The organism is Spirillospora sp. CA-294931, assembly GCF_050946795.1.
Classification (GTDB): Bacteria; Actinomycetota; Actinomycetes; order Streptosporangiales; family Streptosporangiaceae; genus Spirillospora.
On sequence record NZ_CP192006.1, the window covers coordinates 6,779,486 to 6,792,248 of the forward strand.

At 67.9% G+C, this 12,763-nt stretch carries 6 protein-coding genes; 3 read left to right on the forward strand and 3 right to left on the reverse strand.

What is annotated here, in order from left to right; translation table 11 throughout:
* Positions 1-74: 74 nt before the first annotated feature.
* From ACQPY4_RS30580 to dprA, 3 genes are all read left to right on the forward strand, one after another.
* Positions 75-425, forward strand: coding sequence for a YraN family protein (locus ACQPY4_RS30580; RefSeq protein ID WP_433326714.1), 351 nt, complete (start codon positions 75-77; stop codon positions 423-425).
* Positions 425-1,987: a YifB family Mg chelatase-like AAA ATPase gene (locus tag ACQPY4_RS30585; RefSeq protein ID WP_433326716.1), complete on the forward strand. Its 1,563-nt coding sequence runs from the start codon at positions 425-427 to the stop codon at positions 1,985-1,987. Before ACQPY4_RS30580 ends, ACQPY4_RS30585 begins: the two co-directional genes overlap by 1 nt.
* A gap of 2,160 nt (positions 1,988-4,147) precedes the next feature.
* Entirely contained in the window at positions 4,148-5,251 is a 1,104-nt protein-coding gene (dprA, locus tag ACQPY4_RS30590; RefSeq protein WP_433326718.1) for a DNA-processing protein DprA, read from the forward strand.
* Between the two features lie 972 nt (positions 5,252-6,223).
* Here dprA and ACQPY4_RS30595 read toward each other — a convergent pair.
* The 3 genes from ACQPY4_RS30595 to ACQPY4_RS30605 all read right to left on the reverse strand — a co-directional run bounded on the left by ACQPY4_RS30595 (position 6,224) and on the right by ACQPY4_RS30605 (position 12,736).
* Positions 6,224-6,538 (reverse strand): DUF2469 domain-containing protein, encoded by a 315-nt coding sequence (locus ACQPY4_RS30595; RefSeq protein ID WP_433326720.1) that lies wholly within the window; start codon positions 6,536-6,538, stop codon positions 6,224-6,226.
* A gap of 356 nt (positions 6,539-6,894) precedes the next feature.
* Entirely contained in the window at positions 6,895-10,854 is a 3,960-nt protein-coding gene (locus ACQPY4_RS30600) for a nidogen-like domain-containing protein (protein WP_433326722.1), read from the reverse strand.
* Between the two features lie 1,141 nt (positions 10,855-11,995).
* Positions 11,996-12,736 (reverse strand): ribonuclease HII, encoded by a 741-nt coding sequence (locus tag ACQPY4_RS30605; RefSeq protein ID WP_433326724.1) that lies wholly within the window; start codon positions 12,734-12,736, stop codon positions 11,996-11,998.
* Between the last annotated feature and the right edge of the window lie 27 nt (positions 12,737-12,763).

The window sequence follows — 12,763 nt, forward strand, 5'->3', positions numbered from 1 at the left end:
TCGCCACACGGCACGTTATCCACAGAACGAGATTCGACTTTTGCCGCCCGCCGCGGCCCGCGACCGTAAAACGCATGAAAAACATGCACCTCGGCCGCCGCGGCGAGACCGCCGCCGCCGACTACCTGGCCCGCCTCGGCTGGACGGTCGTCGACCGCAACTGGCGCTGTCCCGAGGGCGAGCTCGACATCGTCGCCTTCGACGGCACCCGGCACGTGGTCTGCGAGGTCAAGACCCGGACGTCCACGGCGTTCGGTACGCCCCTCGACGCGGTCGACCACGCCAAGGCGGCCCGCTTACGCCGCCTGGCCCTGCGCTGGGCGGCCGCCCACGGCGTCCCCGGTGCGAGCGTCCGCGTCGACGTCATCGGTTTGGTCACCACCGGCGACGGCTTCACGTTCGAGCATCTGAGGGAGGTCTGCTGATGACGCTGGCCAAGACCCACTCGGTCTCCCTCGTGGGCGTCGACGGCTTCGTCGTGGACGTCGAGGCCGCCATCACCAGCGGCGTCCCCGGCCTCCACCTCGTAGGACTCCCGGACGCGGCCCTCACTGAGGCCCGCGACCGCGTCCGCGCAGCGATCTTCAACTCGGGCGAGGACTATCCCAACCGCCACGTAACCGTTTCCCTGTTCCCCGCAAGCCTCCCCAAGCAAGGCTCGATCTTCGACCTGGCGATCGCCATAGCCATTCTCGCCTCAGCAGAGGCGATCCCACCCCGCGCCTGCGCCGACCTCGTCCTCATAGGCGAACTCGGCCTCGACGGCAGAATCCGCCCGATCCCAGGCGTCCTGCCCGCCGTCCTGGCCGCCGCGAACGCGGGCTGCCACACCGTGGTCGTCCCCAGGGCCAACTCGGCCGAAGCCGATCTGGTCCCCGACATGAAGGTCATATCCGTAGGCACGCTCCGCGCCCTCCTCTGCCTCCTTCGGGACGAACCTCCCCCCGCCTTCGAAGACGACGACGCCGGTGAAAACTCGCCAACCCCCCGAAGTGCCGACGGCCTTTCCATCCGCCGCAGCAGCCAAAACTCCCTCGACCTGGCCGACGTCCGAGGCCAAGCCGAAGCCCGCCGAGCCCTGGAGATCAGCGCCGCCGGAGGCCACCACCTCTTCTTCAGCGGACCACCCGGGTGCGGCAAAACCATGCTGGCCGAACGCCTCCCGACCCTCTTCCCACCCCTCGACCCCGAAGCCACCCTCGAAGTAACAGCGATCCACTCCGTAGCCGGAACCCTCGCCCCAGGCGAACCCCTCATCACCCGCCCGCCCTTTTACGCCCCTCACCACACAGCCACCAGAGCCGCCATGGTCGGCGGCGGCTCGGGCCGCCGCCTCCAACCCGGAGCCGTCTCCTTAGCCCACCGAGGAATCCTCTTCCTCGACGAGGCACCCGAATTCATGGGCAGCGTCCTGGACGCGTTACGCCAACCCCTCGAAGAGGGCGAGGTCCGCATCTCCAGGTCCGAAGGCACGGCCCGCTTCCCTGCCCAGTTCACCCTCGCCCTCGCGGCCAACCCCTGCCCCTGCGCCGCCGCCAAACAAGTCGACTGCTCCTGCGCCCCCGCCATCCGCCGCCGATACCTCTCCCGAATCTCGGGCCCGCTCCTAGACCGCATCGACCTCAAACTCGAACTCACCCCGGCCAGCCGCGCCGAACTCCGCTACGACCTCGAATTCGCCGAAGCCAGCGACGTGGTCGCCGAACGCGTCGTCCTGGCCCGCGAACGCACCCTCAAACGGCTAGCCGACACCCCCTGGCGCTCCAACTCCCAAATCCCCGGCCCCGACCTCAGACGCCACTACACACCCCCACCCGACGCCATGAAGGCCGCCGACGAGGCCCTCCAAAACGGCTCCCTCAGCGCCCGCGGCCTGGACCGCGTCCTCCGAGTCGCCTGGACCCTCGCCGACCTAGCCGCCCGCGACCACCCCAACGAAGACGACATAGGCGGCGCCCTCTCCCTATGGACCGGCCGCCGCCCCTAACCAAACCCACCCAATCGCCCTACTCCCCACCCCACCCGCTAAAGCTCGCCCCGTACGCGCCGGCACAGCCCTCCCTGCAGCCCCGTGACCTCACCGCCGCCGGGCAGCAGGACGCACAGCCCGCGCGCCAGCCGGGTCGTCCCAGCCACCAACTCGGAAACCCCACGCCCATGCCCTCACATTTCTCGCGCCCTCCCCCAAACCCGACACCATCTGAGAGGACGAAAACCCCACCGCTATATACCAACCCCATTCCCACCACCTCACCCCGGCCCTCACTATCGCCCCGCCCCCGGCGCTGCGCCGGGAGCCGGGAGCGCAGTACCGCCCATCACAGCCCACTGTGTGTCCCATCGCTCGCGTTCGAGCTTGCCTTCCCGCTGCGCAGTCCCCTCGACCGCGTCGCCGGGCCCAGGGGTGCGCCGCCGACGACTGGAACCAGTTCTTCGGCATCTCCTGCGCCGTGCCCAGGCCCTGGGCCGTGAAGCAGGGATGGTCGGGTTTCCAGAACATCCCGCCCGGAAGCAGCTGCTGCAGGGCGCCGTAGCCCTGGGCGGCAGCGGCGGGGGCCCGCTTTGAGAGCTACCACCGCGCGATCAATGCATGGCGGACGTCCGCCTCGATGCTGTACCCAGACCGCCCCAGCCTCGCGTCCACGTCCCGCGCCTTACTCGCCCTCGCACGAACAGGACCCGCACCCAGGTCACCCGCGCGGACGGCCGCGCCGCCCAGGTCGGCGTCGCGGGCGGCGCAGCAATCCACGACCAACGCCGAGGGTTTCCGCCCCAGCGGCCAGGCCCAGGGCCCCATGGCCGCCGAGACGGCCGGGCGCCGCCAGGGCCGCCTGTGACCGCCCGGGCCGCCAGGGCCGCCGGGGCCGACCGGGACGACCGGGACGGCCAGGACGACCAGGAGCAGGCCCGGAGGAGGCCGGGACGACCAAGACGGCCGGAGGCAGGCCCGGGGCAGGCCGGGGCAGGCCGGGGCAGGCCGCGACGGCCGGAGGGCGGGACGGCCGGAGGGCGGGACGGCCGGAGGGCGGGAGCAGGCGGGCCTGGGGCCGTTCGCCGTCCTGTTCGGTCGAGCGGTCGGAACTCGGCGGCAGCGTCCCGGCCGTCGGCACAACCACCAGTGCGATGCCGGCCAGGAACGACGGCGACCGCAGACATCAGATGCCTAGCACGCTGCCCTCAATCGCCCAAGGGAGGTGGCGTACTGACCCAAATCACTGCCGACAGTTCAGTCACAGGCCAAACATCACAGAAAAGGCGGATCCACAGATCACGCCACCACTAGCTGCAAGGAGACAGCACCATGACCATCCTCAATTCGATCTCATGCGGCGAAGCTGGCGACGGCGGCGGCGCGCTAAAGCCCGCCTCCCCAGGGTTCTCTCTGGCAGGTCGGCTCGCAACGCGCGAACCGTCCGGGCCAAACGGTTGGCCTAGCGGTGGACGACGCGCCAGTGGTGCGACCGCAGGCGAGCACCGAATCAATCCAGTACCCGCTCCACTCCCGAGCCGTGACGAACGAGCCACTCCGCAGATGCGCCCGCCCGTCCCCAGACAAACGGCCCGTGCTGGCGTCTCGTGGGTCCGCCAGCGGTCCTGACGTTCGCCCCGTCGGTCACCACTTTCCCGCTCTCGATGAAGGCTCAACACGTCAGCGGCTCGAACAAGTAACACCAACGCTCGGTGCCGTCGGCCCACGCTGATGTCACGTGCGCGACGGCCGATGTGGACGCGGCCACCCAGGCCATGCTGCACTCCCCCGTCGCACCGAGCGCGATCGAGTGCTCGGCGTCCGGCCTGACAGTGGTGCTGGAAGTCCGGCCTGACAGTGGTATTGGAAGCGGTTCCTGGACGCCACGCAGTTCGACGCCACACACAGTTCTCGGCATCCCACGCGCGGCAGCGGGTCCATCCGACGTCACGACATTGCAGCCTGGCCCAGGGGGCGCGCTGAGCTGGACGTCCCGCACGCCTCGCCCAGCCCGCCGCGTAAGCGGGTCAGGCCCCCAGTGCGCCCGCCCTTCAATGGCGGCCGCGCAAGATTCCGACCCCTGAACACCCACACCGCCCATTGGCTGCGATGTCGGCCGGGCAGTCCAATCCATCCGTGACGGCACGTCACGGTCCGGCGCAACGGGAGACAATCCAAATGGACGAACGTATGGCTCGCGCGGCTCTCTGCTCAGTCGCGGAGCCCGGCGACGCGCACCTCAATGAACTCATCGAGGAACACGGCGCCGCCGGAGCCGTCGAAATCATCCGCAGCGACGATCCCGCTGAAGCTCACTCACGACGCTGGCGCATCCGCCTGGCCGCGGCCAACCCCGAGCAAGATCTCTTCGTGTGCGAACAGTTAGGTGGCCGTCTGGTGTGCCCTGGGGACGCTGAATGGCCCACCACCCTGGACGACCTGAATCGCCAGCGTCCCTACGCGCTCTGGATTCGCGGCCCGAACGACCTGCGATACGACTGCCTTCGCTCGGTGGCCATCGTCGGTTCCCGGGCGGCCTCGCCCTATGGCCTCCGCGTCGCGACCGACCTCGGATCCGATCTGGCCGAGCGAGGCTGGACGGTCATCTCCGGTGGAGCGCTGGGCATCGACGCCGCCGCGCATCGCGGCGCTCTCGCGGCTGACGGCCCGACCATCGCCGTTTTCGCCAACGGCGTGGACGTCCCCTATCCGGCGTCCAACGACGGACTTTTCACCGAGATGGCGCGCAGGTCCCTGCTCATCAGCGAGTCTCCGCCCGGAACTGAGCCGAACCGGCTCCGCTTCCTCGTCCGCAACCGCGTGATCGCAGCCCTCTCGCGCGGCACGGTCGTCGTGGAAGCCGAGCGACGAAGCGGAGCACTCAACACTGCCGCTTGGGCCCGCAAGTTGGGTCGCATGCTCATGGCCGTGCCCGGTCCGGTCGACTCGCGCACCTCCGTGGGATGCCATCGACTATTACGAGAGGACGCAACGCTGGTGAGCCGCACGGACGAGGTCATCGAAGCAGTCGGAGCGATGGGCGTCGACCTGGCCGCGACTCCACGAGCTCCCGTCCTCCCTCGCGACCGGCTGGACGCCACGACCCGAGCCGTCCTAGAGGCCCTACCCGCAAGAGGCTCCGCAGGCCCAGCCCAATTGGCGGGCAAGGCCGGCGTTGATCTCGCCACCGTCAACGCCAAACTGGGCCTGCTCTCCGCCTCGGGCTTCGTCGAACGCTCCCCCTCGGGTTGGCGCCTGACCAAGGCAGCCAAGACGCCATGACCGACCGACAAGTTACGTGTCGCGCTGCCACTCCCAGGATGACCACGTCAATGACAGAGCACGTCCCATGCCTTGGTGGCCAGTTACAAGGTGCCTCATTAAGACCCGCAGATCTAGTGACCCACTTACCAGCACTTCCAGACCAGGCGGCGCCATATCTCAGGGATACTTATCACCATTAACCACATGCTGAGCGAGTGACAGCAGGCATCCGTAGCTTGCGTATCGCCTCATCGCTGTGCACGCGCAGCATTACGATCCCCTGGCACCACGGGCCGCTGATCGGGCCGGGGTGGTCGAGGGCTTCGTACGAGCGCGGCATCCCTCCGATTTATGGCGGGGTGGGCGCCCGTCTCGCGCATCACCGCAGCGACCATGAGGCCAGGTGTGCGGAGGTGTGGCTTGGCCAGGCACGCACGGAGGAGGACGAGACGCGGATAAGCGCGGAGTATGCGAGCGCTAGCGGAGTGCGCCTTCATCTAAGCCGGAGGGGAGGGAGATGGGCGCGCCCGGCAGACTGAGAACACCTGGGGCGGTGAAGCATGGGCGGGGTTAAGCGCGGACCGGGCTAAGCGCGAACCGGGGTAGCGCAGACGGGCTAAGCGCGGACGGGGCAGGCGCAGACCGGGGTAGGCGCGGACCGGGGCAGGCGCGGACCGGGGCAGGCGCGGGGACGGAGGTGACGTCGTGCTGGATCGCCAGGGCCTGCTGGGCCCGCTCTCGGGCCTCGGGCGACTGCGCGGGCGCGAGCCACACCCTCCGCGTTCTGGCCCCGCATCCATGCCAGGGCCAGGCGCTAGCGGCGTGCGCGTTCATCTGAGGCGAAAGGCAGGGAGATAGGCGCGCGAGGGAGATCGAGGATAATTGGGGAGGTGAAGCATGGGCGGGGTTTGATGCCTGGGCAGTTGCGGAGGCGGATGGCGGCACAACGGTGAGGGCTGAAGGGGCGAGTGTTGTGCCGGGCGGGGTGCTCTACTGCTCGGCGGGAAGTTCGAAGTCGCTCTTCGCGAGTTCTTCGACGTTGACGTCCTTGAAGGTGACGACGCGGACGTTCTTGACGAAGCGAGCGGGACGATACATGTCCCAGACCCAGGCGTCCTGCATGGTGACCTCGAAGAAGACCTCGCCGTTGTCCGTGCTGCGCACCTGGAGGTCGACCGAGTTGGTGAGGTAGAACCTGCGCTCGGTCTCAACGACGTAGGTGAACAAGCCGACGACATCGCGGTACTCGCGATAGAGCTGCAGCTCCATCTCGGTTTCGTACTTCTCAAGGTCCTCAGCGGACACCACTACCCCCTGCCCGGAGCCAACAAGGCATCTGACCAGGAACTTTGCCCCTGCCCCATCTTGGACCTCAGCCTACCGATCATGCCAGTCCGCTGGTGGGCATCCTTGCCAGCTCTCGTCTCAAGAGTAATGGAGGCACGGCCCCAACGCCCCGACGATCACCACGTCGCGGCACCGCGGGCGGCCTACCCAGGGGTTAGCCGTCAGTGGCGGAGCCTCTGGTTCATGATCAGGTGCCCGGCGGAGGTTCAGGTCGTCGGCGATCTTCGCCGCTGACAGACGTAGCGAGGGTGTCCATGAGTTGATCATGGACACCCTCGCCTCAATTTCGCAGGCGATCCCTCGGGATCACGTGTCTAGTTCCGGATGGGGAAGACGTGCATTCCTGGTTGGTTGCTGTTGGTGGAGGTTTTGGCGAGCCCGGTGGGTGAGGTGTCCAGGAATGTGCCGGGGCGGCGTGATCCGTTGACTTCGTGGAAGGTGCCGGGGTTGCCGGTGCCGTTGGAGTAGCCGGCTCCGGCGGAGGTGCCGCCCAGGCCGCTGTTGCCGCTGCTGGCGTCGCCGGTCTCCCACTTGAGGGTCTTGTAGTGGTAGACGATGTCGAAGGCGCCGGGTGCGACGTCGGCGCGGTCGACGATGTACAGCTGGTAGGTGTTGAGTTTGTCGGTGTTTTGGTTGTAGTAGCCGACCTTGTCGTAGTCGACGCAGAAGGCGCGGCGTCCCTGGACGGTGCCGTTGCCGTAGCGGACCTGGCCCGATCCTGGTTTGCGGGTGTCGGTGTCGGCCCACAGCGCCGCGATGATCGGCGAACGCACCCCCTCGAACGGTTTGGGGGTGTAGTCCGAGAACGCGTCGTCGAAGGTGACGTTGCCGTTGTTGTTGACCCACAGCGCGTTGAACTGGCGGCCCTTGAAGTTGATCGGGAAGGCCAGGTTGACCTTGGGTGACAGCTCGTCGTCGCTGGGGGCGACCTTGTCGCCCTGGCAGACCGCCTGGGCTTGCTGGGTGTCGGCGCGCAGCGTGTAGGGGCCGGTGAAGCCGCCGGTGTCGTGGACGCGTAGCTGGTAGCGGCCGCTCTCACGCAGACCGGTGGCCTCCAGGGTGCCGCAGCCAGCGCCGCGGGTCCGGTCGATCGCCCGCCCCGACGGGGCGACCAGGGTGATGGAGAACGTGCCCGATCCGGTGCACGGGCCGGGGGTGGTGACCTTGAGGTTCTGCCCCGCGGTGAGGTTGAACTGGAACACATCGGTGACGTACGCCTTGTCCAGCCTGCCCTGGACGTTCTGATTCAAGGGCAGGGTGGCGGTGGTCTCCACCCGTCCGGTCAGGGCCGCGAGATCGACCGAGGAGCGCAGCCGGTCGGCCACCACCGCGGCGTTGCCGGCGAAAGTGCGGTCGCCGGTGAGGCCGACGTCCAGGATGCACTGCTGCAACGCGGCGCCCGGCGCCACGCCCATCTCCCGGCAGACCCGCTCAGCGTCGGCGCGAGCCGCCGGGGATAGGTCGGCCACCGAGGCCACCTTGGGCGGACGCACCGGTAGGGCGCCGCCCGGCGGGATCTTGGTGCGGAACAGTGAGGCCTTTCCGGTGGCCTGCCAGCTGGCCCCGAACGAGCCGTACAGCTGCTGGAGGTTGAGGGGGTCGGTGACCCGGGTGCCGTTACGGGCGGTCAGGTCGTTGGCCGGGTTGCGGTCGGCGTTGCCCAGCAGCCCGCGGACCTTGCCGAAGCGACTGGGCGCCAGGGTGATGAAGGCGTTGTCGGCGATCCACCGTCCAGCGGCCAGCTCGGTGCCGTCGGCCCACCGCACCACCGCACCACGCACATAGCCGTAGGTCAGCACGGCCCCGCCGGGCAGCTTCTGGCTCATCCCCGGCTTGAGCGCGATCCGCTTGCCGTCCAGTGTCGCCACTTGAGGAGCCATCGGCTCGGAGGTGGTGTCGTCACCGAACGCGATCACCGACTTGCCGACCTTGGCCGCGACACCCCGGTTGATCGACATGGTCGAGGACCGTCCTGGCAGGCGCACATACCGGCCTTGGACGGCGAAGTCACCGGCGGCCGATTGGGCCAGCACATAATCACCGGCGCCCTGAAAATCGACCGCACCACCGTCGAAGGTGATGAAATGCGGGTCACCATAGGACCCACCGGTCCCCGGCTTGGACGGACCGGTATCAGGCCGGGGAGTGCCATCCGGCCTGGGAGCACCACCGGCATTACCGCCCGGAGGCCGCTCGCATTTGTCGGCAGCGGCCTGGATCCTGTTCGGCGGGCAGGGCTCACACGCGTCGCCCTTACCGTTGCCATCACGGTCAGCTTGATCCGGATTGTAGGTTTCCTTGCAGTTGTCCAGCTTGAACGACGCACCCTCCCACGGTGGGTAATTCGGCACACTGTCTTGGTCCTCGTCGTTGTTGTACGCGTCGGTGACGTCATGAGTGATCGTCTTGGGTTTGCCCGTTTTGAGCTTGTAGATGACTGGCTTCGCCCAGGTGCCGGCACCGAAGTAGGGTGTCTTCTCAAGTCGGCTCAGCGGAACTGTGAAGTTCTTGACGAAGTTCTCCCCTATCTCGCCGGGGCAGAAATCGACACCGTCTTCCAGTGCCAGCCTCACGTTCGCCTTCATATCGACCCGCGTCAATACACCCTTTATGTTGACGTAGGGAATGAATGTGAGATCACCTATGAAGTCTCGCCGGTCTTGGAAGACGCCCTGGCCGGGCATATGGGTTTCACTTACACCGCCGGCGATATTTACGGGAAGGGCGTAGGAGTCGTCGCCATATTCGATGTCTACGTTTACGCCCATTGGCTTGCCATCGAGATCCGGGAAGTCGGAAAGCATCTTCCTCGTTGGGGTCTCGGGACGTGCGAGTTTTGGAGCGTATCCGCTGAGCACGCGACCCCTGGCCCGAATAATGGTATTCGAGCGCATGACGACTGTGGTTGGGTGTTCGTCGAAGCTCCTGAGTGCGTCAGGGTTTGTGATGTCTTCCCGTGACGGGGCAGGAACCCCGGGAGTGAGATATTTACTCCACAGGTAATGCGATGTCTCGCCGACCTTGGCCCGCAATGCCGGGAGCAGGATGTCATGCAAATACTGCTGGGCGTTGCGGGCATCGTTGTAGGTTGTGAATGGCTTGCAGAAACTGGACGGGCCACCCCACATGTTGCTCGGGTCCGGTGGTATTTCGACGCGGATCTCCATGCCGCGCAGCTGGGTCAGCTGGAACTGCACCTGTTTGCCCACCACGCGGGTCTTCAACGGGAAGGTCGTCAGGGTGTCGGGGTCGACGCCCACAAAGCGTGTATGCGCGGGGACGAGCCCGATGAGACCCGGGTCGACGGTCACGGTGATCGGACGGGCGAAACGCAACCCGTTCGGGGACGCATCGACCACGGGCAGGCCGAACTCGTCCTTCGCACCGGTCATCAGCAGCCGCGTCAGGTTCACGTTGGTCGGCTTGGCGACGGCACCCGCTGGAACCTGCACCTTCCAGCCGTGCCCGGAGTACGTCCCGCCCTTCGGGCTGACACTCACCGGTCTGGCCAGCGTCTGCAGCAGGATGCGGCCGGTCTTGCCCTGGCCGCGCTTGACCTGGGTGGCCTGGGCCCCGCTGAGCCGTCCCGCCGAGTACGCGGAAACAGCGACGCCGCCCTCGGGGAGACCGGTCAACGTGAAGCGGCCGTCGCGGTCGGCCTTGGCGGTACGCCACCCGTACCGCACGGTGGCGCCGGCGATCGCCTTGCGGGTGGAGATGTCGAAGACCTCGCCGGACACCCGGCCCTTGGGGTTCTTCAACTTCTGCTGTACCGCGATCTTCTTGGAGATGACGCGGCGGCCCTGGTAGGCGGACACCTTGAGCTTGTTGTTCGCGTTCGGGCGCAACAACACCTCGGCGGAGTACCGGCCCTTCTGGTCGCTGGACACGGTAACCGGCAGCACGCCACCCTCGACCCGGACCCGGCCCTTCGCATACGTCACCCCGCGAAGTACCGCGCTACCACGATCGGTCAGGCGAGGCGCGACCACAGTGAGACCCCCCGTGCCAACCTGGGCCTGGACGGACTTCTGAGGCTTGCCCGGCTGGGCGGCGGCCGGAGCCGTACCGGGTTGCGCGGCGGCCTGGGCCGTACCGGGTTGCGCGGCGGCCTGGGCCGTGCCGGGCTGGGCGGCGGCCTGGGCCGTGCCGGGCTGCTCAGCCGCCGGAGCCTTGCCGGGCTGGGCGGCGGCCGGAGCGGCGACGGCGACATTCGCCGACAGACCGACCGCCATCGCGACCACCACGGCGACGAGCGGAGAACGAATGGACACCCGTCTTCTTGAATTCGATCCCTGCATCACGCAGGACCCCCTTTGGCACCACTGTTGACACGCACATCGGATCGAGCGGCGGTGCTCATCCGCACCGGCACCACGCAGAGAGCCACCTTCACCGACCGCCGCAAGATGGGACAAGGAGTGGTCCACTGAGCGGACCGGACACACGACCCGCAATCACCGCAGATCCAACGCATGCTGGCCTGGCCTGCGTGTCCTGAGTTCTGCCGACCGAGGTCGATCTCCACCGCCACGATTTGTGAGGCCGGTGGGGTGGTTGTTGTCGGCCCGGTCCCCGTCCGGTGAGCGGGTCGAACGGCTGCGGTCGTTCCCGGACGTCGGGGCAGGTGGACCTTGGTGTTCAGCGCCCGGCCCCCGCGGCCGAGGCACGGCATCCGGGATCCGCCAACGCATTCCGCGCCTGGAGCTTGGCGCGTCGAAACCGTAGGTCCGGCGCGCCCGTAGGTCCGGCGCCCCACGTGCCACGTCTGGCGCCCCCATCCGGGATCTGGCGCCCAGCGTCCCGCTCTCGGCGCCCTGGGGGCACCGCATCCAGTCCGGGCCCCGCACCCGAGGTCTGAGGCGTCCCGGCGCGCGCGTCTCGCGTGCGGCGTTCAGCGCCCAGCGATCGCGTCGGGCATCCGACGTCCAGCGCCCGGCATCCCGCATCCCCACACGGCATCCCGCATCCGGCGTCCGCCCTCACGCGACCGGCGTTCGGCGTTCGGCCCCACACGTCCGGAGACCGGGGTCCGGCGGGTGCACGATGCCAACGGATACTCGGGGTCGCCACGCTCTCTTGCTCTGTGGAGGCGACGGTCATGATCGAGCTCTGATGTGTGGACATTCTGGTGTGACGCTGTTTCCGGCTGTTCGTTGTGGTCGCTCAGCCGCTTTCTAGTTCTGTGTTGCGTTTGGTGAAGGAGTGCCGATTGGGTTCGCGGCGAGCGCAATGGAAGGGCATGCGCTATGCCTCGGGGGCGCTGCTAGCGTGACTTCCCCGTATTGCGGGCGCGGTGATCGACGTGGTGTTGTCGCGAAGGAGGGGCGTCGTGCTTGCCTGATCGGCGGTTCGGTGGGCCCTTGTTGTGCTGGAGGCACGGATGGCGAGAGCCGGTCTCCGCGGTGAGCGGGGTCAGGCGCGGGCGTTTTCGGGGAGGCCGTCGCCAGGGATTTCGTCCTCTGGGGGCATGCCCAGCTCTTCCCCTAGGGCCTCGTCTGCGGTGTCGCGCATGGCGCGGCCTACGTTGACGAAAGAGAACCTGTGCTCGGGGCAGGGGCCGTGTTCGGTCAGAGCGGCGGAGTGGTCACGCGTTGAGTAGCCCTTGTGGACGTCGAAGCCGTAGGCCGGGTAGCGCTGGTGCAGCTCGGTCATGATCCGGTCTCGGGTGACCTTGGCGATGATCGAGGCGGCGGCCACGCAGGCGGCGACCTGGTCGCCCTTGATCACGTTCAGGCTGGGGACTTCGAGGCCGGGCACCCTGAAGCCGTCGCTGAGGACGTAGGCGGGCCGCACGTCCAGCGCGGCTAGCGCGCGGCGCATGCCCGTGATGTTGCAGCGGTGGACGCCGATCCGGTCGATGTCGTGGCATGGGATCACCACGGCGCTCCATGCGGCTGCGCGTTCGACGATCTCCGCGTAGAGAAGCTCGCGCCGTTTGGGGGTCACGAGCTTGGAGTCGGTCAGGCCCTCGATCCTGGCTCGCTTGCCATTTGCGAGGATCACCGCACCGATGACCAGCGGCCCCGCGCACGCGCCGCGTCCGGCCTCGTCCACGCCTGCGACCGGGCTGAGCCCCGCATGCTCAAGCACCCGCTCGTATGCGTGCAACCCAGCGTCACGGCGTGGTGTGAACCGCAGCGGACGACCGTTCATGCACCGCAGCGTACGTCGCCCGAACGC